This is a genomic window from Sphingobacterium sp. E70, from assembly GCF_019285695.1.
Taxonomy (GTDB): domain Bacteria; phylum Bacteroidota; class Bacteroidia; order Sphingobacteriales; family Sphingobacteriaceae; genus Sphingobacterium; species Sphingobacterium detergens.
Window position 1 is genome coordinate 2,492,770 of record NZ_CP079104.1, and the last position, 25,700, is coordinate 2,518,469.

General features: G+C 41.0%; 32 protein-coding genes and 2 pseudogenes. 10 read left to right on the plus strand and 24 right to left on the minus strand.

Annotated elements, in window-relative coordinates; all coding sequences use genetic code 11:
* The first annotated feature begins 1 nt into the window (after position 1).
* From KUH03_RS17805 to KUH03_RS17820, 4 genes are all read left to right on the plus strand, one after another.
* Positions 2 to 637 (plus strand): amidohydrolase family protein, encoded by a 636-nt coding sequence (locus KUH03_RS17805; RefSeq protein ID WP_257095349.1) that lies wholly within the window; start codon positions 2 to 4, stop codon positions 635 to 637.
* A 325-nt stretch (positions 638 to 962) separates the two neighbouring features.
* On the plus strand, positions 963 to 1,265 hold the full coding sequence (locus KUH03_RS17810; RefSeq protein WP_257095352.1) for a hypothetical protein: 303 nt from the start codon (positions 963 to 965) through the stop codon (positions 1,263 to 1,265).
* The gene (locus tag KUH03_RS17815) at positions 1,208 to 1,771 is read left to right on the plus strand and encodes a hypothetical protein (protein ID WP_257095354.1); all 564 of its coding nucleotides are present in this window, start codon (positions 1,208 to 1,210) and stop codon (positions 1,769 to 1,771) included. Before KUH03_RS17810 ends, KUH03_RS17815 begins: the two co-directional genes overlap by 58 nt.
* Complete coding sequence (locus tag KUH03_RS17820; RefSeq protein ID WP_257095356.1) at positions 1,750 to 1,998, plus strand: hypothetical protein; 249 nt, start codon at positions 1,750 to 1,752, stop codon at positions 1,996 to 1,998. The genes KUH03_RS17815 and KUH03_RS17820 overlap by 22 nt, the downstream gene beginning before the upstream one ends.
* A 124-nt stretch (positions 1,999 to 2,122) precedes the next feature.
* Here the strand turns inward: KUH03_RS17820 and KUH03_RS17825 are convergent, their stop codons facing one another.
* The 10 genes from KUH03_RS17825 to KUH03_RS17870 form a co-directional block, all read right to left on the minus strand.
* On the minus strand, positions 2,123 to 2,749 hold the full coding sequence (locus KUH03_RS17825; RefSeq protein WP_257097080.1) for a RagB/SusD family nutrient uptake outer membrane protein: 627 nt from the start codon (positions 2,747 to 2,749) through the stop codon (positions 2,123 to 2,125).
* Complete coding sequence (locus tag KUH03_RS17830; RefSeq protein ID WP_257095357.1) at positions 2,683 to 3,699, minus strand: RagB/SusD family nutrient uptake outer membrane protein; 1,017 nt, start codon at positions 3,697 to 3,699, stop codon at positions 2,683 to 2,685. Before KUH03_RS17830 ends, KUH03_RS17825 begins: the two co-directional genes overlap by 67 nt.
* Positions 3,672 to 3,830: a hypothetical protein gene (locus KUH03_RS17835; protein WP_257095359.1), complete on the minus strand. Its 159-nt coding sequence runs from the start codon at positions 3,828 to 3,830 to the stop codon at positions 3,672 to 3,674. The genes KUH03_RS17830 and KUH03_RS17835 overlap by 28 nt, the downstream gene beginning before the upstream one ends.
* A gap of 125 nt (positions 3,831 to 3,955) precedes the next feature.
* The gene (locus KUH03_RS17840; protein WP_257095361.1) at positions 3,956 to 4,351 is read right to left on the minus strand and encodes a hypothetical protein; all 396 of its coding nucleotides are present in this window, start codon (positions 4,349 to 4,351) and stop codon (positions 3,956 to 3,958) included.
* A gap of 14 nt (positions 4,352 to 4,365) precedes the next feature.
* Positions 4,366 to 5,817, minus strand: coding sequence for a TonB-dependent receptor domain-containing protein (locus KUH03_RS17845; protein ID WP_257095363.1), 1,452 nt, complete (start codon positions 5,815 to 5,817; stop codon positions 4,366 to 4,368).
* On the minus strand, positions 5,814 to 6,050 hold the full coding sequence (locus tag KUH03_RS17850) for a hypothetical protein (RefSeq protein WP_257095365.1): 237 nt from the start codon (positions 6,048 to 6,050) through the stop codon (positions 5,814 to 5,816). Before KUH03_RS17850 ends, KUH03_RS17845 begins: the two co-directional genes overlap by 4 nt.
* Positions 6,051 to 6,052: 2 nt before the next feature.
* Positions 6,053 to 6,202 (minus strand): hypothetical protein, encoded by a 150-nt coding sequence (locus tag KUH03_RS17855; protein ID WP_257095366.1) that lies wholly within the window; start codon positions 6,200 to 6,202, stop codon positions 6,053 to 6,055.
* Positions 6,203 to 6,213: 11 nt separating this feature from the next.
* Positions 6,214 to 6,669 carry a TonB-dependent receptor plug domain-containing protein gene (locus tag KUH03_RS17860; protein WP_257097082.1) on the minus strand — a complete coding sequence of 152 codons (456 nt, stop codon included), beginning with the start codon at positions 6,667 to 6,669 and terminating at the stop codon, positions 6,214 to 6,216.
* An 11-nt stretch (positions 6,670 to 6,680) separates the two neighbouring features.
* Entirely contained in the window at positions 6,681 to 7,169 is a 489-nt protein-coding gene (locus tag KUH03_RS17865; RefSeq protein WP_257095368.1) for a carboxypeptidase-like regulatory domain-containing protein, read from the minus strand.
* A gap of 929 nt (positions 7,170 to 8,098) precedes the next feature.
* Positions 8,099 to 9,187, minus strand: a complete 1,089-nt coding sequence (locus tag KUH03_RS17870) for an acyltransferase (protein WP_257095370.1) — start codon at positions 9,185 to 9,187, stop codon at positions 8,099 to 8,101.
* 161 nt (positions 9,188 to 9,348) lie between these two features.
* Here KUH03_RS17870 and KUH03_RS17875 point away from each other — a divergent pair, with 161 nt between their 5' ends.
* The 5 genes from KUH03_RS17875 (at position 9,349) to KUH03_RS17895 (ending at position 12,093) form a co-directional block, all read left to right on the plus strand.
* Positions 9,349 to 9,867, plus strand: a complete 519-nt coding sequence (locus KUH03_RS17875) for a hypothetical protein (RefSeq protein ID WP_257095372.1) — start codon at positions 9,349 to 9,351, stop codon at positions 9,865 to 9,867.
* Positions 9,868 to 9,889: 22 nt separating this feature from the next.
* Positions 9,890 to 10,693, plus strand: coding sequence for a hypothetical protein (locus tag KUH03_RS17880; RefSeq protein ID WP_257095374.1), 804 nt, complete (start codon positions 9,890 to 9,892; stop codon positions 10,691 to 10,693).
* Between the two features lie 67 nt (positions 10,694 to 10,760).
* Positions 10,761 to 10,919, plus strand: a complete 159-nt coding sequence (locus KUH03_RS17885; RefSeq protein ID WP_257095376.1) for a hypothetical protein — start codon at positions 10,761 to 10,763, stop codon at positions 10,917 to 10,919.
* Between the two features lie 266 nt (positions 10,920 to 11,185).
* The gene (locus tag KUH03_RS17890) at positions 11,186 to 11,680 is read left to right on the plus strand and encodes a hypothetical protein (protein ID WP_257095379.1); all 495 of its coding nucleotides are present in this window, start codon (positions 11,186 to 11,188) and stop codon (positions 11,678 to 11,680) included.
* Positions 11,674 to 12,093, plus strand: coding sequence for a hypothetical protein (locus KUH03_RS17895; RefSeq protein WP_257095388.1), 420 nt, complete (start codon positions 11,674 to 11,676; stop codon positions 12,091 to 12,093). The genes KUH03_RS17890 and KUH03_RS17895 overlap by 7 nt, the downstream gene beginning before the upstream one ends.
* 221 nt (positions 12,094 to 12,314) lie before the next feature.
* Here the strand turns inward: KUH03_RS17895 and KUH03_RS17900 are convergent, their stop codons facing one another.
* The 12 genes and pseudogenes from KUH03_RS17900 to KUH03_RS17960 all read right to left on the minus strand — a co-directional run bounded on the left by KUH03_RS17900 (position 12,315) and on the right by KUH03_RS17960 (position 21,650).
* Positions 12,315 to 12,563 carry a hypothetical protein gene (locus tag KUH03_RS17900; protein ID WP_257095390.1) on the minus strand — a complete coding sequence of 83 codons (249 nt, stop codon included), beginning with the start codon at positions 12,561 to 12,563 and terminating at the stop codon, positions 12,315 to 12,317.
* Positions 12,536 to 12,994, minus strand: coding sequence for a hypothetical protein (locus tag KUH03_RS17905; protein WP_257095392.1), 459 nt, complete (start codon positions 12,992 to 12,994; stop codon positions 12,536 to 12,538). Before KUH03_RS17905 ends, KUH03_RS17900 begins: the two co-directional genes overlap by 28 nt.
* Positions 12,995 to 13,100: 106 nt before the next feature.
* Positions 13,101 to 13,487 (minus strand): hypothetical protein, encoded by a 387-nt coding sequence (locus tag KUH03_RS17910; protein WP_257095394.1) that lies wholly within the window; start codon positions 13,485 to 13,487, stop codon positions 13,101 to 13,103.
* A gap of 82 nt (positions 13,488 to 13,569) precedes the next feature.
* Entirely contained in the window at positions 13,570 to 14,148 is a 579-nt protein-coding gene (locus KUH03_RS17915; protein WP_257095396.1) for a hypothetical protein, read from the minus strand.
* Between the two features lie 34 nt (positions 14,149 to 14,182).
* The gene (locus KUH03_RS17920; RefSeq protein WP_257095398.1) at positions 14,183 to 14,377 is read right to left on the minus strand and encodes a hypothetical protein; all 195 of its coding nucleotides are present in this window, start codon (positions 14,375 to 14,377) and stop codon (positions 14,183 to 14,185) included.
* Positions 14,378 to 14,537: 160 nt separating this feature from the next.
* The gene (locus KUH03_RS17925; RefSeq protein WP_257095401.1) at positions 14,538 to 14,903 is read right to left on the minus strand and encodes a hypothetical protein; all 366 of its coding nucleotides are present in this window, start codon (positions 14,901 to 14,903) and stop codon (positions 14,538 to 14,540) included.
* A 105-nt stretch (positions 14,904 to 15,008) separates the two neighbouring features.
* Positions 15,009 to 15,227, minus strand: coding sequence for a response regulator transcription factor (locus KUH03_RS17930; protein WP_257095402.1), 219 nt, complete (start codon positions 15,225 to 15,227; stop codon positions 15,009 to 15,011).
* Positions 15,228 to 16,047: 820 nt separating this feature from the next.
* A pseudogene (rfbA, locus tag KUH03_RS17935) lies at positions 16,048 to 16,902 on the minus strand (glucose-1-phosphate thymidylyltransferase RfbA).
* A gap of 1 nt (position 16,903) precedes the next feature.
* Complete coding sequence (rfbD, locus tag KUH03_RS17940; RefSeq protein WP_257095404.1) at positions 16,904 to 17,800, minus strand: dTDP-4-dehydrorhamnose reductase; 897 nt, start codon at positions 17,798 to 17,800, stop codon at positions 16,904 to 16,906.
* 80 nt (positions 17,801 to 17,880) lie between these two features.
* Positions 17,881 to 18,435, minus strand: coding sequence for a dTDP-4-dehydrorhamnose 3,5-epimerase (rfbC, locus tag KUH03_RS17945; protein WP_257095406.1), 555 nt, complete (start codon positions 18,433 to 18,435; stop codon positions 17,881 to 17,883).
* A 2-nt stretch (positions 18,436 to 18,437) separates the two neighbouring features.
* Positions 18,438 to 19,481 carry a dTDP-glucose 4,6-dehydratase gene (rfbB, locus tag KUH03_RS17950; protein WP_257097084.1) on the minus strand — a complete coding sequence of 348 codons (1,044 nt, stop codon included), beginning with the start codon at positions 19,479 to 19,481 and terminating at the stop codon, positions 18,438 to 18,440.
* Between the two features lie 202 nt (positions 19,482 to 19,683).
* Positions 19,684 to 21,650: pseudogene (locus tag KUH03_RS17960) on the minus strand (polysaccharide biosynthesis protein).
* 466 nt (positions 21,651 to 22,116) lie between these two features.
* On the opposite strand from KUH03_RS17960, the gene KUH03_RS17965 reads away from it, so the two are divergent.
* Positions 22,117 to 22,779 carry a tyrosine-protein phosphatase gene (locus KUH03_RS17965; protein ID WP_257097086.1) on the plus strand — a complete coding sequence of 221 codons (663 nt, stop codon included), beginning with the start codon at positions 22,117 to 22,119 and terminating at the stop codon, positions 22,777 to 22,779.
* 214 nt (positions 22,780 to 22,993) lie between these two features.
* Here KUH03_RS17965 and KUH03_RS17970 read toward each other — a convergent pair whose 3' ends face one another.
* Together KUH03_RS17970 and KUH03_RS17975 are read right to left on the minus strand one after the other, a co-directional pair.
* Positions 22,994 to 24,490 (minus strand): hypothetical protein, encoded by a 1,497-nt coding sequence (locus KUH03_RS17970; RefSeq protein ID WP_257095412.1) that lies wholly within the window; start codon positions 24,488 to 24,490, stop codon positions 22,994 to 22,996.
* Positions 24,491 to 24,619: 129 nt separating this feature from the next.
* On the minus strand, positions 24,620 to 24,793 hold the full coding sequence (locus KUH03_RS17975) for a hypothetical protein (RefSeq protein WP_257095414.1): 174 nt from the start codon (positions 24,791 to 24,793) through the stop codon (positions 24,620 to 24,622).
* Positions 24,794 to 25,700 lie beyond the last annotated feature (907 nt).

Below are 25,700 nucleotides of genomic sequence, written 5' to 3' on the forward strand. Positions count from 1 at the left end.
AGTGGATCCTTTTAGTATAGACGGTGCCATTGAGAAAACAATGGATTTCACTGTTCAGCTGGCACTGGATCACAACAAAGGGATTGACATTCATTTACATGAATCCGGGGAATCAGGACTAAAAACGGTTGAGTATCTGATCAAAAAAGTAAATGAAAACCCCGCATTGAAAGGCAAGACCTTCCTCAGCCATTGTTTTGTATTGGGAAGACTGGAAAAAGCCAAACAACAGGAAATGGCAGAAAAGCTTGGTGCAGCACAGATTGGTATTGTTTCGACCATTCCTTTTGCTGGCCTAATTATGCCTATCCCCACACTGATGGAAAATAACGTCACCGTGATGACTGGAAATGACAGTATTGTCGATCATTGGAATACCTTTGGAACAGGAAGTGTCCTTCAAAAAGCTAATATGGCAGCACAAGTATATGGTCAGGTCACAGAGTATGGCTTGTCACGCATGCTAAAACTGGCCACAGGAGGCCCGATTCCTTTGGATGACAAAGGAAAACAGCAATGGCCTAAACCCGGCGATGATGCAAACATCGTACTCATCGATGCGAGCTGTTCGGCAGAGGCTATTTCACGGATTTCGCCCGTAGGATCCCTTATCTATCAGGGCAATATTGTCTATTAGGCTGCTAACAAACGAATACTACACAACAGATTTTTTTAACACAATGGCGGTCAATTGCTTTCTATAAGCTTTTGATTGCTCCATTGTGACATACAATTGCTATTCAAACAGTATCAAACATCATGTCAACTCCATATACAGACCCGCTAAAGGGCAATTATACACTAAAAAATGTCCTCCTTGAAACAAGCTTTGTTTCGGATGAACGGGGGTAAAAGCAACAAAAACCGAACTCTTTTGCATAGAAGTTAATGCTGGAAAAATTACAAAGATATTTCCAAATGATCCAAATCTCGCTACAGCAGTTGATGCGAAGGGATACTTGATGCTGCCCGCTTTCAGCGATATGCATGTCCATCTGGACAAGACACTTTATGGGCTTCCATGGCAAGCGCAATCTCCAAAGAAGAGAACGGTGCTTGAGATGATTGCTTATGAACAGGAGATTATCCTGAATTACTTCAGACATCGACCACACGGGCAGAGCAACTTATTGACCTGCTGCAAAGTTATGGTACCACCTTTGCCCGGACACATTTTAACGTCGACACCACTTCTGGGCTTCGTTCTTTGGAAAACCTCCAAAAAGCACTGGACAGCCGCAAGGAGAGTTTCAAGGCAGAATTAGTTGCCTTTCCGCAACATGGATTTTTCTATACCGACTCCGCTCCTTTGATGAAAGAAGTTGCACGGATGGATCATGTAGCCTATATCGGTGGCGTAGATCCTTATGGGATAGATAAAAATATTGAAAAAGTACTCGATTATACTGTAAAACTAGCCCTTGACAATAACAAAGGGATTGATATCCACTTGCATGACGGTGGAAAAGAAGGGGTACACACGATTGAATATCTTGCCGAACAAGCGCTTCAGAATCCGAAGCTACAGGGACGCACCTTTGTGAGTCATGCCTTTGTGTTGGCTCAGTTACCACTAGCTGAGGTAGAACGCATTGCCGAAAAATTGGCTGCTGCCAAAGTCGGTATTGTCTCTTCCATTCCATTCGGTGACTTAGTCATGCCCATCCCAACATTATTGAAACAGGGGTTGAAGTGTTGGCGGGAAATGACAACGTACAGGACTATTGGAGCACTTTTGGCCCCGGAAACATGTTGGCAAAAGCCAATTTAATGGCCGAAATATACGGTTGGAGATCTGAGTTTGAGTTATCAAGGACACTTCGCTTTGCAACACACAATACCTTGCCATTGGATGACAAAGGCAATATGCAATGGCCCAAAGCGAATGACAGCGCTGAGTTTGTGCTGATCGACGCAAGCTGTTCAGCAGAAGCTGTTTCGCGTGTATCTCCCACCATGGCCCTTGCACATGAAGGTGCACTTCACTGGAAAAAATAACCCCCTACATTATACCATGAAAAACAGAAAGGCTGGGTGTTAAAAACACCTAGCCTTTTACAAAGTACACCTAGCCGCTTTAGACTCTGGCACAGCAGGTTAAAATACCTAAAACTGCGACAGATTACCAGCCTGGATTTTGTTTCAAGTTAGTATTCAAAGTCAATTGATTGGTCGGTATCGGCATCAAATAATCCCGGTCTACTTTAAATTTAAAACCCTGTGTCCCGCCATTCAATGTTTTCTTAAATATTCGGATATAACCCTTTGCATCTGTTTCCAAAGAGGCAACCCTCTCATCAAACTTAGCCTGTCTCGACAGATCAGGAGTAGCTTCGGGTAAATAATCAGCAAATTTGAACCCAACCCAATATGCTTTTTTTGCCCCTACTGGTTCTTTTCCGACAATAAGCTCGCCAGCGGCAGCCCAACGGAAGATATCATCGACCCGGAATCCTTCGCAGGCCAGTTCCACTTTCCGTTCGCGACGTACAGCCTGTATAATCGCTGTCAACGTTGAAAATTCGAAATTAGGATCTTTGGCTACGCCAGTTGTCAAACCTGGCATTCCCACACGCCCACGCAATTTATTGATACTCTTATCCAAATCGCTTTGATTTATTGTTCCAAGTTCAGCTTTCGCTTCTGCAAAATTCAGCAGCACCTCGCCATAACGGAAATAAATCAACGCTTGTAAACCTTGTCCAGCTGCCCTTGCATCCGCATAACGGAAGTTATGCCCTTTATAGATCTGATACCCAGTTGGACAAGATTCTTCCGAATCCCAACCATCAAAAGCAGGTGCTGTGAAATATATAATCGGGCTTGCCTTATCCCATCTATAATGTTTTTGTCATTGATCTGAATCGTCTGTCCCAGACGTGGGTCACGGTTTTCTACGATTTTCTGTAAAGAACTATCGTCGTACCCCGCAGCAACAGGCTTCCCATCTGCTTTAAGGTAGGAGTCAACCAAATTCTTAGTTGCTCCCCTTCCCGCGCCATTTGCCGAGTAGCGATCCCAGATACTATTCACAGCGCCGGCCTCATATTTACGCCAAAACATGACCTCTTTACTTGTGCTATAGTTCTCCTGATTAAATAGATCTCTATATCCATTCTCAACCCCTACATTGTCCAAAGCAGGATATCCTGTAGATTCTGAAAGGGCAATCAACTGACCGGACACTGCAGCTGCTTTTTCCAAAAATTGCTGACTTTTATTTACTGCAGGCCTAAAATTGTCTGCTGCATGGTATTTCTCCCAGGTACCTTCGTATAAAGCAATACGTGACTGCAATGCCATCGCGGTTTCTTTCGTCAGACGCCCGGTCCATCCGCCTTTACCACTAGGTAGATAATCCACCGCTTTATCTAAATCGGCCAGGATATTTTCTACAATCTGGTTACGTGGAATACGTGCAGCTTTAAGAACTTCCGAATCCATTCCAACGGTGGTCTCCGCCCAAGGCAAATCGCCATAGTTCTTTAGTTTGGTAAAATAAAATCCAGCGCGGAAAAAGAGCGCCTCACCAACATATTGTTTTACCGCATCAAAAGAGGTAACAGCCTCTACGGTTTTATAATGATCTAAAAAGTAATTAATACTACGCAACGCTGCCCAATCATCGGTTCCCCAGCCATCATTATCATCGGCAATTGTTTTCTCCGCATTCATCCGTGTATTATAGATATACCGCACTTCGGTATCACTGCCGTTATCGGCATCCCAGCCATATGGACCAATTGACCCCAGCCATCTTCTCTGGCCAACAGATCATTTCGATCATATAAACTATTGACATATAGTTTGAGGTCATTGGTTGTTTTCAATAATTCGCATCGCTTATTTTATCCAGCGGTTGCCGCTCCAAAAAGTCATCATTACAGGATATATTTAATGACATCAAAGCGAGCGCTAAACCAAAATATTTTATCGTTTTCATTTTTCCTAAATTTTAAAATGTAACATTCAAACCAAAAGCCCAATTGCGTGGCACCGGATATACCTTACCAATATCATTGACAAGTTCGGGGTCTACAATCTTCATCAAACTTGTAACTGTCGCTAGATTTTCCACGTTAAAAAATAAGCGTGCCCGCTTGAATTTAATCTTGTCCAGCAATTCTTTAGGCAGCGTATAACCCAGTTGTAGGTTTTTCACGCGTAGGTAAGCTGCATTTTGTAGGTACCCACTTTGTGCCTTTCGGTTTCTGTCACTGTTGAAATAAGCTCTTGGCAAGTACCCATTTGGATTGTCAGCTGTCCAGCGATCTGTATGGGCTGTAAAATAGGATGATTGCCACTCGCTCCCTGTAAAACCCCAAAAATAGTTTGAGCTAGGGTCAAACATTATATCACGTTTTCCTATCCCTGCAGAAATACCGTCAGGTCAAATCCCTTATACGCAGCATTCATATTCAAGCCAAAAGAGTAACGCGGAGTGGTATTACCAATGATCTTACGGTCACCAGGATTGGATAGTGTATTATCGCCATTGTCAATCTTGCCGTCGCCATTGAGATCTTTGTAATGAACGTCGCCAATGTTCCAAGTACCACCGTGGATAAAGGATTGATTAGTCGCATCGATTTCTGCTTGGTCTTTAAACAAGCCGACAGTTTCATAACCCCATATTTCGCCCATCGTCATACCCGAATACCATTGGCGCTGTATTAGCCCCTGCGGGTTGGTGATTTTGGTTACCTTTCCTATATAATCACTGAAGACCAAATTTGCTCCATAGGAAAGTTCATTGATTTTATCTTTCCAACCTACAGTCAACTCAATACCCTTTGTTTCTGTTTCACCGTCATTGACAAGAGGTGGACGCACCCCCAACAACGCTGGTAGCCCCTGTGATTCCATGGCATAATTTTTACCATTTCGTTTGTACCAGTCAAAGCTGACATTTAACTTATTTTTCAGGAATGCGGCATCCACTCCAAAGCCGAGTGTATTTGTCGTTACCCATGAGAGTCCATAGTTGACCAATCCAGGGCTACCCACTGCTGATCCCCGACCTCCATTAAAGATCCAGCGGGTATCGGTTGGCAATGTCGTTGCCAAATTCGGATAGAATGGGTAGTAATTATCCGTAAAGGCCTGATCGCCTAAGCTGGCATAAGATCCGCGAATCTTAAATTGTTCAATCGTATTGGATAATGGTTGCCAAAAATCTTCTTTCGAGAGCACCCATCCGGCCGATATCCCCGGATAGAATTTAAAACGTTTGTCCTTTAGAAAACGCGAGGTTCCATCGTATCGCCCGTTTAGTTCAAGCAGATATTTCTCTTTGTAGTTATAGTTGATCCGTCCAAATGCACCCCGTATAGCCAATTGTGAGGCTTCATCGTTTGCATTACGGTTGACACCATAGGTCAATCCCAGTGAAGGTACTTCATCGGAGTAAAGATTGTCGTTTGATCCTTGCAATCGAAGATTATCATACAGTTCCTGTGTAAAACCGGCCAAGGCTTTAAAATAGTGTCCACCAAATGTCTTTTCATAGGATGTAAACGCATTGACCGTGTAATGCTGGTTTTTATACGTATTGCGCTCGAAATAATTCGGCGAAGTACCTCCGCGTGGATCTTTTGCACCACTTGGCTTGACAACATAAAATGTTTTGCGGTGATTGCTGTTATCGATATAAGTACCATCAAACGTGTAGTTGGCCGTAAAATCCCAACCTGGGGTCAGATGTACTAAAAACTCACCCGTTAAGATCGCATTGTCCGTTGTTGCTTTTGCTCGCCCGCCATCAGTAAATATACCAATACCGCTGCCCTCCGACCAATTGCCATCTGGATTCTTCATCGGTACAGTTGGGTAGGTCCGGCCGATCTGATGAAAATAATCATACGAGTAGCTATTACCACCACTAATTCCTCCATAAACCGCAGGATTGTCTGTTTTGCACGGGACAATGCAGTTCTGAAATTAAAGGTAAGCCAGGAGGTAATATTGGTAGACACATTGGCCCGTACATTATAACGTTTGTATTGATCTTTGGCGTAATTAAACAAACCATCCTGTTGATTATAGCCCAAACCTACATAGTAGTTCGAATTTTCAGATCCCCTGACACGCCAACATTATGCTGTTGACTGAAACTTGCCTTCTTGAAATAAATATCAAACCAGTCATTATTTGCATTCGCCGCGTTCCAACCAAGCCAGCTGTCAGAACTTGGATTCTTCATGGTCTCGTCTTTTAAGATCCCCGCCTGATAATCTTTAATCCGCTTGATGACATCATCATCAAATAACTTAGCTGTATAATTGGAATTTGCTCCAACTTCATTAAATGCGTTGGCGAAGTCCAGTGAGTTGGTGAATTTAGGTAGATTAATGGGTTGCGCAAAACCAAAATTGTTATTATAGGTAATAACAGGCTTGCCTGCTTTACCCTTTTTGTGGTAATGATAATCACACCATATGGGGCACTTGATCCATAGATTGCAGCAGCAGCAGCATCCTTGACGACTGATACACTCGCCACATCGTTCATATTAATACTGCTCAGATCACCGCCCTGTACTCCATCAATTACGACCAGTGGCCCGGCCGACCGATTGACTTTGTTACCATTTGCATCTATTGCAATACCAGTATACCCGCGCACATTAATTTGCTGTTTTGTTCCGGGAGCACCGTTTGGTGTAGAAATATTTAGGTTGGCTACCGTTCCTGTAGCGCTTGTGTAATGGTAGGTACAGAACGGTTTTCAAGGCGCTCTCCTCCAATTGAAGCAACAGCTCCAGTTAGGTTTGTTTTCTTTTGTGTACCATAACCGACAACGATCACTTCCTCCAGATCATTCACAGAACTCTCCAGACGGACTTGTAGTTCGCCACTACCCGGTGCCGAAAGTTCTTGAGCTTTGTAGCCCACAGCGCTGATATTCAGTATGGCATTTGTTGCGACTGTAATATGGAATCGTCCATCTTTATCCGTGGAAGTGGTGACGGAGCTTCCTTTGACTTTGACAGTTACACCAGAGACGGGCTGTCCTTGTTGATCGACAATACGACCAGAAAGTTCACGCTGTAGTTTTGTTAGGTTTGTTTCTTCAGTAAGTGCCCCATTAGGTGCAGGAATCTCAGGGATTCCAGTACGTAAAGCAGTTGCTTGCGCACCATTGGCAAGCAAAAATAGTACGACTCCCAAGGAGAATCTTTTTTCTGGTACAGATACTGACGTCCATACGCAGAAGTGTTAAAAATTGGTTTCATAGTAAAACTTGGTTTTTGACAAGTGGTTATTAATTTCAGCTGTTTAGCTTGTCAAAATAGGTCCAAGAATACGTTACTTTTTATCGTCATGTCGCTAGGTGATTGTAGCACATTGCCCGATATATTTACCTCCTTCTTTTATGTTTTTCAGTTTTGTTAAATCAGTTATATCGATCGGAATCAAACTCATTCCGCTTTTATAGTCAGTCGCCTTTCACAACCTTACACCACAGTTTAATAACTCTTGCTAAATCGTATGGGAAGCTCTCCTTTGGCGTATAATTGTTTGTTTGAGACCAAACTACTAAAATTAAATACTAAATCCCTTGTCAATCAAAAAAACAAAAGAAAAAAAACATAAACTACAGATTTACAGTTAAATAATTTCATTAAAGCCATTTACTTTTGTAAAAATTTCTATTTCTTTTCCAATAAAGTTTAAGCGATCTGAAATAAGGCAGTGAATAAAAAGCAAATTCCACACAAGGATTTGATCGGAAAAGACTGGAAACACAAATCCGGATTACAATAAAGGAAAAGTTGTGATCTTGGTCAATGAGACGACTCAAAGTAGGGCCGAATTTCATGCCCTTGCCTATTCCACGCATCCCAATGTCCAAGTTATCAGCTAGACGACCGCAGCAGTAGATGGTGAAGTATCTCCTTTTTCTTGCCCGGAGGAATACGGACCAGTTTTAGTGGCATCGGAATATATTACCCCATTGAGATGACAAACAACGCGTGGGAATCAAATTGGACCGCAAAGTAAGCCCAACAATAGAAGGAAGTAGGGCAGGTAAAGATGAGGTTCTGGAAAAAGCTATTGCACTTATCCGACAACCCTAACAGGATTTTAAGTCGATGTTACGATCGCTTAAAGAGTTTCATGATACGAGGCTCTACCCAATCACTCAGGATATAGGCAATACCCAACATCAAGAGCGTAACAGCAGAAACAAGTACATATTTATTTACGTAGTTGTGAAGTTGATTGAAAATAATAAAACCAATATGCTGATGAATAAGATATAAGGGATAGGTCAGCATCCCAATTTTGACAAATTTAGGTGAATTGAAGCGTTGTAGCTTTTTACAGGAAACAAGTAATATGACTATATAAAATACAACGATGGTCGCAGCAATAATATAGGGAGAAAAATCGCTATGGAAAGTTCTTGTTAACCAATGGATTCGACCAATAGCGCCATCGACGGACAAGTACAGGCACCAGGGCAACACGATAAAATGCTTCAACGCGGGACCCTTTAGAAAAATTTGGCAAAATACGATTCCTGCAATAAAATAAGCGCTCCAGTCCAGAATGAAAAGATGGTGAATAGCATCGTAAATTTCAGATGGTTCAACACACAGGCGCAAGCTTGACAACAACAGCCAAAAGTAGACAAGGTAGTCCAAACTGATCTGCTTAAATCGGTTTACGATAAGAAATACAGCAATAATGAGATAAAATTTCAACTCAATATACAAGGACCAATAAGCACCATCAATATTTCCCTGACCTAACAATTCCTGAACCATCGTGAAATTGGCCAAAAGCTGTTTGAATGTGACCAGGTAACGTGGCGCCCCAAAGAAATAAACGATCACAAATGTTATGATCAAACAGATCCAGTACATTGGATACAAACGTTTGAATCGTGAATAGCAAAATTTTGGTAGTGACCGATGTTTTATAGAAAAGGCGATCACAAAACCGCTGATGATAAAAAAAAGATCTACACCAAGATACCCATACTTGAAATATTCGCCGATCTCGTCGAAGCGCAACAACGACATGTTACCGCTTTTATATCCCCGATATAAATAGTGATACAATACCACCGCGGATGCGGCGATAAAGCGAAACAGATCAATTTGATAGATTCTTTTAGATTCAGCCATTTGAGCGCAAATATAGGCTGTTTCATCTATAGTTTCGGGTAATGGTTCCAAAAAGAGTACGCTAAACCTCATTATTTACAACTGTTAATTCGACTTGCAATCGCGCATGTATTATCGAATTTATAACATCATTATGTGACTATTGCACATTGTATTTCCATTGCATCCTAGTTAACTTTACTCACATTAAATATCCGTAAAACGAGGAAATTATGAAAAAGAACCTATTAATAGTCTTTATTGCCGTCGCCGCCATATGCTTCGGTTTTCAAGCAAAAGCGCAAAGTGGCACATCGGGACCCGTCACTGTCAATATTAATCTTAGCGATGCCATCTCCATTACTTTAGGCGCAGCCCCTACCGTCAATTTTAATTACACTACCGCTGCGGATTATGCCGGGTCAAAAACGGTAGAGAAAGCGAGTCACTTTACTGTAGTCAGCAACAAGCCCTATGACCTTACGGTAACCGCTGGAGGAGCATTTACACCAGCTGGTGGACCTGCACTAGATATTGTTACAGTTACTGTACCGGCTGCAACTGCCAATGGTGGAACTCCAGTTGCCAATGTACCACTTAGCACTACTGCTGCCGCTTTGGTTAATAACTCTACGGCATCTACAGGCGCGGTTTATACCGTTGATTATACGATCTCAAATCCGGCATCGTTATTAAATCTTGCAGGATCAGCCTATAGTACAACAGTAACTTATACCGCAACACAACGATAAAAATCTGACTAAACATTTTTTCGTGAGATATTATTTAGCAGTATTTATTATCCTGATATGCAATACCCTGATCCACGGACAGGGTATTTCAATTTCACCTTCCCGGATATTCTTCACTGGTGAAGCTGGACAGACCGTCAGTCAAGCAATTACGTTCAACAACACCTCTACTAGTTCACTTTCCTTTGTCGCGAATCTGAAAGATTGGGACCGTGACTCGTTGGGCAGTAAACGGTATTATGCCACAGGTGATAATATTGGATCAAACGCTTCCTGGCTTACCTTATCTGAAAATACGGTACAGCTAGCGCCTGGGGAAACAAAAGTGGTCAATCTTTCCATGACAATCCCTGATCATCCGACAACAAAGCAGCAATGCCATAGCATGCTTTTCTTTACACAGGTTAAAGAACAAAAAGCTGCACAGGCAAATGGACTCCATATGAATGTCCTGATTGAGGTTGGTATCCAAGTATACCATACGCCAACAGGATTAAAAGCCGGCGATCTGGAATTTCTTGCTTTTGAAGATAAAGGCGCTGTTACTGTTCAGGAAGGTAAAACCATCCATCGGATGGAAGTCAAAGTTAAAAATACAGGCCAGATCAATAAGGATGCTTATGTACGATTTGAGCTGACCAATATAGAAACTGGGGAAGAGACAGCAGTGGACGCTGTGGCAATAGCAATGCTTCCCGATTCAGAACAATGGGTCCGTGTAGACCTACCTGGTAAACTTGCGCCCGGTCGATATCTCGCTGTTGCGATACTTGATGCTGGTAGCCAATATGATTTAAAAATTGCGGAGAAGGAAATTACATATTAGTTTCGCTGCATTCCTGATTGGTATAAGCCACTGCATATCCCATGCGATGGCCCAGGTCACGATTAATTTGCCGCAAGCAAATATCCAAGGGCGTACGGACTACAGCCAAAGTTTTACAGGTGGTCAATATTCTTTTACTTTACTTGCCCTGCTCCCAACAATCAGCACCCGGGCAATTAACAGCACGAGTTTTGTCAGTACAACAGGCGGGGAACAGTCCCTTTAAATGTAGCACACCTTAAACTAGAAAAAATAAACAACCTTTCGCTTCTCGGTTCAAGTAATGATGTCACGTTATCCACCGCCGATCAGGTTTTAATCAGTTCGCTGGCTACTGTCAGTCTTTCTGCAGGACCGGTTATTCTCAACTCACGTTTTGTTACTGCAAATCAAACATGGGTTGCAGGCATTTATAAAACTACACTATCGCTTACTGCCTCAGGTATTTTAGGCGGCACCATTACACCCTCGAGCCAAGATTTCTCCATCGATGTGCCCGGATTTATAAGCCCTCCGGCGAGTATCGGTACAACCAGCATTTTGGTCAATGATTTGAGCTATTATCGAGCGGCAAATGGCATCAACGGTAATAGCGTTATACCTCTATCGACCACCGTCCCCTACATCCCTAGCATCAAAACCGGGAATACACAATTTAACTTTAGCACCACGGCAGCCTATAATGCCTTACCGGTTACTTCTGTTTCGACGGTCAGTGCTACTTTAACGGGAATAGCGAATACCACATCTGCAGCTTTATCCACAACGGATCAATCTTTGACCAATACAGCCGGTATTGCTGTTCCCACAAACAACAATCAAACGTTGACCTATACCTATAACATTGGATTAAACCAGCTGAAAACAAATTTTATTCAGGCAGGCACTTATTCGGTCCCGTTGACCTACAGCTGGAACAAATTATCGTCCGCCTACCCCAGTGGCAGCTACAGGCTCAGGCAAATGGAAGCCTGTCTGTTGTGGTAAGCGACCTAGGCGAAATCGTTGCCAATCAACAAACCGTCAATCTTGCTTTTGCGACAACCAATGACTATAAGAATGGTGTCAATTTAAATATGCCAGCCCATCTTAGGGTGAGTAAAACTACGCCATACAACCTATACGTACGTGCCACATCAACAAGTTTTACTTCAGGGGCTAACAGTATCCCTTTAAATGTATTGCGCATTGGTCCAATGGCTGGTCAAAGTGGCATGAATACCATTACCCTATCCTCCACAGCTCAGCAGCTTATTCAGAATGCCGACCCTGTAATAGACCGTAATCTGAATATGCTTTACAGTATCCTGCGAGTGCAACAAGTATGCTTCTCAATAAACCTGCTGGCGCGTATTCGACCAATATTATTTTTAGCTTCGTCGCTCCCTAAAAGCGTTTAACACCAACTTTTCTGCGTTCGTCCCGATAATTAAAATCGGGAATTACACAATCCTTATCCACTTTAACTTCGATTTCACAATTTTGATTTTCGATCGAGAAGGGCATTCCTTCGGTAACAACAGCTATACTGTAGTTTCTAATGGAAGATACAGCACATAATCGCCACTTTCTGAACTTAGCGTACTGTAGATTTTCCCTTGACGATCTACGGCGGTTATTTTTATTCCCCTAGCTGCGGTCTTGATTTTAGATACCTATTCTCAACAATCTTAATACGGCCTTTTAATGGTCTTGTTTTTATCAGCGGAATTTCCAACCGTTGATTTTTAGTCATCAATACATTGATCGGCCCCTGCGAAACCCAGCCCTTACTATTCTCCACCTGCACCATATAAGGGCCAGCACCCATATCAACAAATTTCACACGGCCTTTCTCGTCTGTTAGCGCCACTTCCTTTCCAATCCGCACCAAAACGGCCTCGGCTTTGGCTTCTCCGACGTCATTGCTACCGTTATTGTTTTCGTCTTCGAAAAAGTCAGTTCCAGCTTATGACCTTTCTGACCAGCACGTCGGCCAAAATTCTTTTCTATTCCCAGGCGAATCTGCCTATTATCAAAAGAATAACGATTCAGCGGGTTAGGATCAGGTGGTAAATTCGGATCGACAAGAAACAACGATTTTCCACTTATTGCAGTATAGAATATATCGGCTGTCAGATTCCAATTATCTTTTATCTGCCAGCGGACATTACCATTTACCGAAAGATTGTTACTTCGGGAGAAGCCATAATAGCTATACATGGTCGAGAGCTGCACATGCAGTTGATTATTAAAGGCGTAAAATTGCGTATTTGGACCCAATGAATAAATGCTGTAATTCGAATTTGCATTGGTAGCCAAAAGATCGCTTAAATAGTACGGGTTAATCTGAATAAATGTATTAAATCCAAAAAACGTATTCGTATAATTACCATTGATGCGGACCGAATGAAACGGCGCAATAGGTCTATTGGATGTATTCCTGTAGGTATATCCATAATCCGTTTGCAGCGAGAACCGGTGGCTGGGGTAAAAAATTAAGGTCAGCTACTGTGCGAAGGGAATTCGACTTCCAATTCACCGGATTAGTTGCAATTCCCCACCAATTCTGATAGGCACCATGTTGTGCCATAAAATAAGGCCTGAGCTCAAGTTGTAGTTTACCAAGACCGGTATGATACCCCAACTCATAAATCTGTATCCGAGAGGCATTGTTAAAAAAATAGTTTCTATCTCCCGCAAAGTATTTTGGATTATTATCCATATAGCTGATCCGGGCAGAAAGGTTTCGATCGTTGGCCAGCAACATCGTTATACGTGAATCTGTCTGGGTAAGACCTCTACGCAGCCCCACATAGTACGGTGAACTGTAATAATTGACACTTGTAATCTGATAGTTGCCAAAAAAGTTATTATAATTTATGCCCCTGCTACCGCTAGCCTATTATTTCCGCTTTCAACCTGTTCGATACTTGTCCCTCCTTCCAAGAAAAGACTATTATTATATCCCAAATCAATAAAACTTTTACCACTGAACAGACCGCTGCGCACACCACGATAATCATTATTGCTATGTAAGTAAGCGATGCTGTTTTCCTGATTTTTTCGGTTTGAATGGCATATTTAACACCAACTATTTCTCCGCCAGGAATTGGATTATCCATCTCCGTGAACAACATGTAATTGTTCTGGATTGCATACAAACTGAGGGAACGCCGCTTATCGAATTTGTAGGTACCTTTTACACCGCGTCCATTGATAAACTGATCGAGATTTTCATAAATATTACCCAGTTTCACGCCCCATTTTTCGGTATCATAATCCAGATAAGTATCGTATAGATTAAAAGTGCGTTGATCCTGATAATAATCGAAATTCATTCGATAGCTCAATTTATCTTTATTGTTCAGATCAATTTTGCCATCTCCCTGTAACTGGTAAACCGAAATATCTTTGCCCATGTTGATATAGCGTAAAGCAGCTCGATTGTCAAAGGGTTGATTTTGCAAATTCATATTGGAAAAAAACGCTTTACACTACCCACTGTCATCATACGGATACGATTGAGGCCAACACGCTACCACCGCCCTCGACGGCCTGAATATCAACATCAAAATCCATATGTATATTTTTCTTACGCAAACGGGCGGTAAAAGTCAGCAAAGACTGTCCTCCCGCGGTCAATGTGAATGGCAGGGTCTCACCAATGATCTCCAGGTCAGGAGAAAGGTTAGGAAAACGCAACTGAACAGTCAGGGTACCAGTCCCCGATTGACAGCCCGCACTAAAAATTGTGTCTGCCCCGTGGCCTGATCCAGGTAATATTCTGGTTGTTCAGTCTGTATGAGGAAAGACTGTTCTATAGCCAACTGCGTATAAAAGGACTGATGTCCCTGTATTTTTACTAAGGGATCATTGGATTCAAATCCGATTGTAAAGGCCTGTGTTCCTCAGCAATGGTCAGGCGATCGGCCATATATTTTAGCGGAAACCACTTCGTTTCTTTGGGCTTTAAAGTAATCGACCCCGGCAATTTTATTAAGCCCCGAAGAGCCGCGGTGTTAGCTGCTGTAGGCTTTAATTCAATTGCTCTATTGGTATGGTTACTGATGTTTAATTTATTGGAGAATGTTTGCGAAGGTATAATCTGTATTGTATCACGTTCAAAATAATACGTAATATCGTATAGTTGCTGACCTTTCGCTTGGGACAAGAAAAGAGCAGCATAGCAGAAAAGAAACAGGAAAATCCAGCGGCTTCTTATTGGCATAGTATACGATTCAAATATCCATAAAAGTCAGGCTAAATTCCATGAGATTAAAATAAACGACGTCACATATTCATGTAACGAAATGCTAAGCCGTCAGTTGGGCGATCAATTCTCCTTACTATTGATCTGAAGCTTCCGATAGATACGTTTGATGTAAATGCGGACTGTATCCAATGAAATGGTATACTTTTGAGCAATCATTTTATAACTCAATCCCTCTATAATCCCATTGGCAATCTGGAGTTCCCGTGCAGTAAGCAGATCCTCATATTTCTTTGATTTAAAGCTCTGTTCGATCAGGGCTCTATTAATGCTGGGACTCACAAATGATCCATCATTTATAGTAATCTTGATTGCAGACATCAATGATTCCAAGCAAGTTTTTTTAATAGATAGCTGACAGCACCATATCGGAAGCAGTTACGCACAGTTCGCACATCAGCCACTTCGGTTAATATGATAATTTCAGTTTTTGGAAAGGCATTTTTGCATGTTCAACAATTAAGGGTTCCTGATTTTCAATGTCAACAATCAATATATCAGGAGCAAGCATTGTCCGATCTACACGTCCACTGCCTATATCAAAAGAACTTCGATCCTATTTGCTCCTACTTCATTTTCCTCATTAAGTATACGCTGGGTTTCTTGTCTTGCGCGTTCGTCTCTATCAATAATGCCTACAGTAATCATGTGCTTGTTATTATTCCATATAATAATTAGTCCTATATGCCGTAATACCTCTTTTCAGTCATTTAGTACTAATTCGAATGATTCACATTGAATCTGAATTGATCTATATCTCATTACCACCTCTTTAAAAACAACTATTAAAAAGAATTGTTTTATAAAAGAAAAATACATAAATATAATGAAATTTTTTTCAATATAGGTCAGCCTCTTATCTGAGCTCCCGGAATTGGAAGAAGAGTAATTATTTTATATTGTAAAGCGAAGTAGATAACATCGCGCGTAACGAGAATAGAAACTTTTCATAATGGATATTGTGTATAATAAGATGACTATACACAATATATAAAAAATACACTTCAACAACAAACAATTCGTTTTTTTATGAAGATTCTTTCATTCACTCTTCATAAAAGAGCTTATTCTAAAGGTAGGCTAGCATTACGCAGCAATTCGATTATCTGATATGTTTCAGGTATTCCCCATACCCTGATTTACACAAAGGTTCAGCAACAGAAAGCAGTTGTTGTCGGTTAATGTATCCCATACGATACGCGACTTCCTCAATTGCTCCAATTTTCATACCTTGTCGCTCCTCAATGACTTGCACAAATTGCGCGGCTTGCATAAGTGACTGTATGGTACCCGTATCCAGCCAGGCTGTTCCTCGGTCAAATATACCCACCTTTAATTTTTCCCGCTTCAAATATTCTTTATTAATATCTGTAATTTCCAATTCCCCACGCGCTGAAGGTTTGATACTTTTGCGATCGCAACAACATCGTTATCGTAAAAATAAATTCCTGGAACAGCATAGCTGGATTTTGGTAGTTTTGGTTTCTCTTCAATAGAAACGACATTTTTCGCTTCGTCAAACTCCACCACGCCATAACGTTCTGGATCATGTACAGGATAAGCAAATACAACACCACCATCAGGATCAGCACAAGACTGTAACAGTTTGGACATGCCGAGCCATAGAAAATATTATCCCCAGAATTAGCGCGACCTTATCATCACCTATAAATTCCTCGCCCAACAAAAATGCCTGCGCCAAGCCATCAGGACTTGGCTGCTCCTTATACTCAAACCTACAGCCTAGTTGAGAACCATCGCCCAATAACTTTTGAAAGTTTGGTAAATCCTGTGGAGTCGAGATAATCAATATTTCGCGAATGCCAGACAACATTAATGTAGACAAGGGATAGTATATCATTGGCTTATCATATACTGGCATTAATTGCTTACTTACTGCAAGTGTTAATGGGTGCAAACGGGTTCCAGATCCACCGGCTAATATAATTCCTTTCATTTTATAGTATTGCGTAATGAGTATTGGGTATTGAGATCTTAGTATTTTTAATTTCCTCGGCTAGCATTTTCGATAAGCTCTCCTTCCATTCGGGCACGACCACATCATAGACCGCTTTAATCTTCGATTTATCAAGCAGTGAGTACTTTGGTCGTTGCGCTGGCGTCGGATAGGCACTCATCGGAATTGGTTTTACCTGACAATCAAACGAATGAAAATCACGTATTGCTACAGCAAAATCATACCAGGAGATTTCGCCTTCATTACTGTAGTGATAGATTCCTGCTTCCCAATTTGCTGCATCAACGATTTTCAAAATCGCTCTAGCTAAATCTTTTGCATAGGTTGGGCTACCTATTTGATCATTAATTACATTTACTTCATCCCGTTCAGCCATTAGGCGGCACATTGTCTTCACAAAATTCTTTCCATAGGAAGAATATACCCAGGAGGTCCGGATAATAATCGCTTCGGAGCACCATTTTTGAATAGCGTTCTCGCCAGCAAGTTTGGTCCGGCCATAAACATTGATCGGTGCTGTTGGCGCGTCTTCGGTTAACGGAACAGCAGAACCACCGTCAAATACATAGTCCGTCGAAATCGCAATCAATTTTGTACCATGTAGATGACAATATTGCGCAATCTCCTCACAGGCTAGGTGGTTGACCAAATCTGCCAGCGCAGGCTCTTCCTCCGCCTTATCAACTGCAGTATAAGCGCCGGCATGAATAATTAAATCTGGCTGATACATCGCCAAAATATCCTGAATCAAGAGCATTTGATCGAGCGGCAACTGCTTCCGATCCAAAAAGTAGCACTCTTTTTCGGTCTCATTCGCCAATAGTTCGTTCAATTCGGAACCTAGCTGTCCAGAAGCGCCTGTAATGACAATTCTCATCAAATCTTATTTATGATAAAAGCCCAATATGTCTATTTCTCCCACGCAGAAGCTTTAAAACACATCGGCGCTCTATTTTGTTATTTCAATTTATTGTATAATGCTGTAAAATTTTGTGCCTCCTTGTCCTTTTGCGACAAGATCATCCGATGGACAGGAATCCGCCAATCAATCGCCAATTGCGGATCTAATGGATGTACGCCATCCTCAGCTTCTTTGTTATAATTATTGTCACATTTGTAGGAAAACACGGCCTGTTCAGACAACACGGAAAATCCGTGTAAAAATCCTCGTGGTACAAATAGCTGCTTTTTATTTTCGGCCGAAAGTTCCACAGCAACATGTTGTCCATAGGTGGGTGAATTGGGCCGAACATCAACAGCAACATCCAATACGCTACCTTCCAACACACGGACCAATTTTGCCTGCGCATGATCACCTGCCTGCATATGCAATCCTCTAACCACGCCAAATTGAGATTTTGATTGGTTATCCTGTACAAAATGGGGATTATGTCCCAATATTTCGGCCAATTTATTTTCATTATACGATTCAAAGAAATAACCTCTCTCATCTTCGAAAACGGCCGGCTCCAAGATAAAGCAACCCGATAGTTTAGTTTCAGTATATTTCATCGTTAAGCGCCGTGATATTGGTTGTTGTAATACTTCTGATAGTCTCCCGAAGTCACATGATCCAGCCATTCCTGATTGGACAGAAACCAGTCTATTGTCAGTGATAAGCCTTGTTCAAATGTCACCGATGGACTCCAACCCAATTCCGTATTTATTTTATTTGCATCAATCGCATAACGCAAATCATGACCAGGCCGATCTTTCACAAAAGTAATTAGAGCAGCAGCTGTCCCCTCTTCACGGCCTAACTTGACATCCATTTGTCGGCATAGTTCTTTGATCAGGTCTATATTCTGCCATTCATTAAAACCACCTACGTTGTAAGAATCGCCATTTTTGCCTTGATGAAAAACCAAGTCTATCGCTTTCGCATGGTCAATGACAAAGAGCCAGTCCCGCGTATACTTTCCATCCCCATATACCGGCAGTGGTTTGTTATTTAAGATATTATGAATACACAGTGGGATGAGCTTTTCAGGAAAATGATTGGGACCATAATTATTTGAACAATTGGTTAAGACAATCGGCAATCCATAGGTATCATGATAAGCACGCACAAAATGATCCGAACTTGCTTTGGAGGCAGAGTAAGGTGAATGTGGATCATATTTGGTGTCCTCCGTAAAAAAACCTGTTTCGCCCAAGGCACCAAATACTTCATCTGTTGAGACATGATGAAAACGTTTCCCTTCAAAATTATCCTTCCAGATTGCTCGAGCAGCGTTCAACAAATTTACCGTGCCGATCACATTGGTCATTACAAATGCGGTAGGATCTGCAATTGAACGGTCTACATGTGATTCTGCAGCCAAATGAATGACACCATCCGGCTGATATTGTTCGAAGATTGAGGTTATCGTAGCCTGATCCGTAATATCGGCTTTCACAAAAGTGTAATTTGGACGACCCTCTATATCTTTCAGATTTTCCAGATTACCGGCATAAGTTAGCGCATCCAGATTAATAATTTGATAGTCAGAATACTTTGTAACAAACTCACGGACGACATGGGACCCAATAAATCCAGCACCTCCGGTGATTAAAATTTTTTATTCATATACGTTGCTTATCGACGGAATACCGCAGGAGCTAATCTGTCAAAATTATTACTCTAATTAAATTTTCGCTAAAATTAGGTTGATTTTTGCGAATTGGCAAGTTTTAATCGATTGAGAAAGCATAATAAATAAAAAGTCCCATTACTGGGACTTTTGTATATAGATCGGACTAAATTCTTTTGTGTTACTTTTAAATCTTTTTTATAAGCGAATATACCGGAACCTCGTCCACAAGCTCATTGTTATCCAAGGCCTCGTATTCGGAATTTTGGGATTTAAACTCGGGAACGATTCGTTTCATCGCTGCGACCAAGCCCATAAAGTCCGGCAAATGCTGATCTGCATCCACAATCTGCTGACAAACAGCGTTGATCCGTTCCGCTTTCAAAATCAATTCATCATGTTTTACTTTTGCAATCATAATCTTCGGATGATGGGTTTTCACTGTATTTTCATTATTAGCCAAAAGTTCCTCATAGATTTTTTCACCCGGACGAAGGCCAACTATTTTGATATCGATATCTTCCGGATAGCGATAGCCCTTCAGCTTGATCATTCGTTTGGCCAGATCCATTATTTTAACAGATTTGCCCATATCGAAGACAAATATCTCCCCTCCTTTTCCCATCACACCGGCTTCTTGTACCAACTGACAGGCCTCGGGAATAGTCATAAAGAAACGCGTAATTTCAGGATGTGTCAGCGTCAATGGTCCCCACTCGCCATTTGTTTCTCAAACAGCGGGATTACCGAACCGTTAGAACCGAGCACATTTCCAAATCGCGTGATGATAAAACTAGTGCCGGATCTACCACTACAGCTGCTCACATAGATTTCAGCCATCCGTTTAGTTGCACCCATGACATTCGTCGGATTGACTGCCTTGTCTGTGGACACCATCACCATTTTCTTTGTCCCATACTGCATACAGAGATCAGCAACATTCTTACTTCCGATTACATTTGTCTGAATGGATTCATAAGGGTTTGCCTCCATCAGCGGTACATGCTTATATGCCGCCGCATGAAACACAAGATCTGGTTTGTACTGCGCAAATATATTTTGCATAAAAGCGTAGTTACGCACATCGCCAACAATACAGTGCAGATGTTCGGGCTGTGTTGCTTTTATCGACTGCTGGATATCGTACAAGGCAGATTCAGCCTGATCCAATAGAATCAATTTGCTATAATGTCGTCTGGCAATCTGACGTGCCAATTCCGAACCAATGGAACCTGCAGCACCAGTAACGAGAATCACCTTTCCCTTCATCTCTTCTTCAATTTCCGGATGATCCAATTTAATAGGCTTACGACCGAGCAAATCTTCGATTTTTAAAGGGCGGATCTCCCGTTTTGCTCCAGAATTGAGCAGGATGCGGGCTGATGGCATAATTTTGAGTTCAAGCCCGATGTTTTGAAACCAATCTGATACATATTCCAACCGCTCAGGGTCATTGTTCTCCACCGCGATAATCACCTGCGTGATTTCATATTTGCTAATATACTCCTTGGTAATTTCAGTAATATCTTTGATCTTCAGACCAGCAAGGCGTTTTCCGATGCGCGAGACTTTATCTTCTACAAAAGCGACTACTTGGTATTTAACCCGTGGGTCCTCTTTCAAAAGCGAGAAAGAGACTAGCCCTGGGCGTGAAGCGCCAAAAATCAGCACATTTTCACCTTTTCGCGCGGGTAAAAATAGATACTCGTAAATAGTACGGTATACGACGCGCGCGCCAACCATCGTTACAATCAAAATACAAGCCTGCATAGTCAATACACCATACGATAAGCGGAAAAAATCACCCATCACCGTTCCTTTTTCCACAGTCATTTTGATCCCAAAGGTTAGCATCATAAGCACCATGTAAGCTGATGCAACCGTTTTAAAAATCTTAATGGTATCCCTTATTCCTGTCTGCCGGACAATCCCTTTAAACGTATTGTAAAATAGGAACATTAACAAGTATACCGGCAAGACCAATACCAGCTTTTTTAGCATCAAAGCGACATCAAAGACACCCCTGAAATTGTTGACTACGTAATTTGAAAACACATAACTTGCGAATACAAACCACATATCGATCAGCAAAATGACCCATCGAGGATTATCCTTCCGCAACCGTTTTCTTAAATCCCATAGAGATCCCATCATAGCTTTCTTCCCGTTTTAGTTTATTTCTTTACCGTCATATTCTCCAATGAAGTTGGCACAACGCATATGGCTTATTTCAATTTTGTAAAGGACGACCAAGATACTCAAAATTTGATAATCATTTGGTCTTTTTACTAAAAAAATCAATAACGGTAGGCGCCATATCCCCATCTCCATATCATCGTGGACTAAGCAACTATTATACCGAAAATATTACAATCAATGATAAAAGTTAAAAATCACCACCAAAAGGCCGCTAAAATTTATTATTATTCAACAAACCCTTTCCTTCTTATATTTTACATCTCTTTGATAAACGTCAAAACTGGCATATTGTTTGTAAAACATCCTGTAAGACAGACAAAACCATATAGCTAAACAGTAATATTATGAATTTTTTAACCAATTTATTTAAAAATAAAAAGCCATCATCCGTCCGGCCCTTGGCACAACTCGAGTTTTGGAAGTGGATATGCACAACCATCTGCTACCCGGGATAGATGACGGCAGTACTTCGGTAAAAAATTCTATCGCTTATATTCAAGAGTTGCAGCGTTTAGGTTTAAAGAAATTCATCTGTACACCCCATATTATGGCAGGCGTGCATCCAAACAATAAGTCAACGATCGAGGAAGCACAGACAGCCCTTGTTCAAGGATTGAAAGAGAATGGCAACGGAGCTGATATTTTTGCTGCTGCCGAACACATGATCGATGATGGCTTGACATCGCTTATTCAACAAGATGAACTCTGTGTGATGCCCGGTGGTTACGTCCTGATAGAGATGTCCTACCTATCCGAATCCAAAGCACTTTTTCACATTATTCTAGACATCCAGAAACTTGGTTATAAACCTATTCTTGCGCATCCTGAACGATACAACTATTATCATGGAAATTTTAATATCTACAAACAGATCAAGGATGCAGGCTGTCTATTGCAGTTGAACTTATTATCGCTCAGTCGCTATTATGGTGTAGATAGCAAAGCGATTGCCATGACATTGCTCAAATCGGGCATGTATGATTTTGTCGGTACAGACTTACACCATGAGCGACATCTTGATGCGCTCAAGAATATAGCTGAAAAATATCCCGTTCGCGACATGCTAAAAACCTCCCCATTTTAAATCAGACTTTATTGGATCACCTGGACAGTAATAAATCTCAGGGAATAGCAGGCTAAATAATCGGACTGTCCTATTTTCTATTCAAGACAGGTCAAATGGTATTGCAATCAAAAAAATAAAGAAAATCGCATAAAAAACGCATCCCCGATTTGGGGAATGCGCCTCCATTAAACTTATTATCCAAATAAATTATCTTCGATGTGTCGGTGAAGAACTATTTTCTTACACAACGCACTTGGTATGCATAATTTGCCTCCGCAGGACCTACATTAATAGACCAGCCACTGTCTCCCTTTGCACCAGTCATTTGCAGACGCTGATTACCGGCCAATAAATATAAACCTTGTGTTCCCATTCCATCACCAGAGTTATTATCATTATAGGATCCACCGTAAGGTAAGTAAAGGAATTTATAGCGATCAGCCCCGGGATTACCTTGTTTACCAAAGAACATCCCCAAATTGGTAGCAGCAGTGCCATCGTACGTATCCACATAACGAGCCGGCGACCAGGCATTGACATCTTTCGGATTATCCTTACCGCCACTATTTGTGTTGTTTATCAATTGGTTAATTTCTGCAGCTGTTGGAAGTCTCCAGGTATTCGCTGGCAACACCAATGCACAAGGATCACCATCAACACCATTGACATCTCTGCTCGGACGTTGATTATTGACATTGAAAACCTTTGGTTTTACATAGCTATTGAACCAATAGTTTCCGTAAGTGTCATTTGTTTTGGCAAAACCATACACTGGATTTCCATTACCATCCGTAGCATAGGTCAAGTTTCCTAAAGCCCAGACCTCATCACCGATATTCACTTCAATCGGTTTCTTCAAAGTAATGTCCAGTTGATATTTTACGCCCGGTTTAAGATTCCAGCCTGCTTTTGTCAAGTTCTTTGCAGCACTTCCAGCGATCGAGACACCGGACAGTACAATTGTACCGTTTGCTGTAGCAGCCGTTGTGATAAAAGTAGAATCGGAATTGATTACTTTTCCAGTTGTATTTTTAAGATTGAAGGCTACGGGATTTGCAGCCCCGGTAAAAGTCAATGCACCGTTTGTAAGTGCGACATCAACAGCCGCACTGGAAGGAGCAATTGTTGCGCCCGCAATACTGCTTACAGAACCCAACTGGGAAGCATCAAATTTCAGTGTTACCTGGGTAAACAAATGCGCCAGATCAGCATTCAATAGATTCTGTCCATCTTTTACCTCAAAATCAACCTGATCCAACATAAAGTCCTTATCTGCAGTTAGACCTGCGAAATTCACGGTACTCAATTTTGCTCCAGTGGCAATTGAAGGCAATATCTTATTGGTCCCGGACGCATAAATTACGAAAGTATATTTTCCTTTGTCAATCGCAAAATCCTGTGCGCTGTTTCCCTGTGTAAAAGTTTTTGTTTCTCTATAGTCACCCACTGCATCAAAAATGGCAACATAATAGACCGTTCCTTGTTTCAATGCTTTCTGATCGGTACCAGTTGAAACGGTAGCCGCCCGGTTAGATGCTTTTAAGCCCGGTGTCGTTGTCGTTTCAGCGGTCAAGGTGGCCACCAATGTATATTGATTATCAAACGGAATTTCTACTGTCTGTGCTGCCGAAGCATAGGTACGGCCCACTGAAGCCGCTTTTACCGGATCAGCTGCTGCAAAGGCCTGTCCTATATTTAAACGTACGGTCGGTCCATCTGGAATGATCACGTTATTATTATCTTTACTACATGAAGAGATAAATAATGCGCATGCTAAGATTGTAGCAAAACCAAATTTTATTGTAAACTTATTCATGAAAAATGATTGTTTATATCACCAATTAATTAACTCGTCTTATTACCAATCGATTTCTTGCGTCTGCGTTTCAGTCTGCCAAGATTCGGTCACCGAACTGTTTACAGAACCAGCAGCAATGCTATATTCCAATGCGACATTTTGTACACTCATGCAAGGCGCTTCATAAGGAAGACGGCCATTTAGATTAGCCAAGTTTTCTTTGTTCGTTTTCATTTCTTATATTTTTAAAATGTTCTAAAGCAATTTATAGTTGTGTAACTAGTACACACTATGAAAAAAAGGAAGTATATATTTAATAATAAGACCTTTAACACATAATAATATGACACTCCTTTATTGAGAAGTTGGACGAAAGTAGATAATATTTTGAAGGAGCCGAAGGAATTCGGACGATGTTTGTTTTCCTGTAGCTAAAGCACTACAAGCCAACTCAAAACGAGTTATTTCCATGACATTTCCATGAGAATTAGGATCAGATTCACGAAAAATTCGCCATCAAAAAGAGTTGGGCACTAATTTTAAGAAAGAACTAAACCGTGCGTCCTAGGATTGAGCTGACATCGGGAGTCAAAAATTCATTAATTGCTTAAACACTTTAATTATTATGAAATCAAAAACACAAAAACAACATATAAAACAATAACCTAAATAGATATCTATTTTTCCAAAAAAATAAATATAAATCACTATAATTGTTTTTCAATAAAAATAAAAAGAACTTTGTGTCAAATATTTTATTTTAAAAAGAAGTGCGTATTATTAGGAAATTGATTGTCGATATTAAAAACATTCAATATATTCCAAAAATAAAACAAGCCCAACATACACGTATAAATACGGACTATTAAGAAAGTAACTGTTCAAACACATTAATTATAAAACAAAAATTTACCAAAAAATTTTATCCAAGTTTAAAACAAAAGGTAAACAACTTTGTTCAAGCAGAATATTACAGTCATATAACACAATAAAAAAGCATTAAAAATACTTCTGTTTTACGTTAAATGACAGTTATGCAAAAAACAGGCAAACAATAAAACGAGGAAAAGGAAACATATTCAAAAATCAGATGAATTTTGTTCGAGAAAATAATTTACAATATTTTTTTGCACAAGTTGAT

Bases quoted from the DNA above. Each gene is read 5' to 3' on its own strand.
- KUH03_RS17820 (WP_257095356.1), top strand. From the start codon at position 1,750: ATGTTGGCAAAAGCCAATTTAATGGCCGAAATATACGGTTGGAGATCT.
- KUH03_RS17845 (WP_257095363.1), bottom strand. From the start codon at position 5,817: ATGAAGAATCCAGATGGCAATTGGTCGGAGGGCAGCGGTATTGGTATA.
- KUH03_RS17915 (WP_257095396.1), bottom strand. From the start codon at position 14,148: ATGAATTTGCAAAATCAACCCTTTGACAATCGAGCTGCTTTACGCTAT.
- KUH03_RS17925 (WP_257095401.1), bottom strand. From the start codon at position 14,903: ATGCCAATAAGAAGCCGCTGGATTTTCCTGTTTCTTTTCTGCTATGCT.
- KUH03_RS17840 (WP_257095361.1), bottom strand. From the start codon at position 4,351: ATGTTTGACCCTAGCTCAAACTATTTTTGGGGTTTTACAGGGAGCGAG.
- rfbD (WP_257095404.1), bottom strand. From the start codon at position 17,800: ATGAGAATTGTCATTACAGGCGCTTCTGGACAGCTAGGTTCCGAATTG.
- KUH03_RS17855 (WP_257095366.1), bottom strand. From the start codon at position 6,202: ATGAAGAATCCAAGTTCTGACAGCTGGCTTGGTTGGAACGCGGCGAAT.
- KUH03_RS17875 (WP_257095372.1), top strand. From the start codon at position 9,349: ATGAAAAAGAACCTATTAATAGTCTTTATTGCCGTCGCCGCCATATGC.
- KUH03_RS17975 (WP_257095414.1), bottom strand. From the start codon at position 24,793: ATGAAAACGAACAAAGAAAACTTGGCTAATCTAAATGGCCGTCTTCCT.
- rfbC (WP_257095406.1), bottom strand. From the start codon at position 18,435: ATGAAATATACTGAAACTAAACTATCGGGTTGCTTTATCTTGGAGCCG.
- KUH03_RS17810 (WP_257095352.1), top strand. From the start codon at position 963: ATGCTGCCCGCTTTCAGCGATATGCATGTCCATCTGGACAAGACACTT.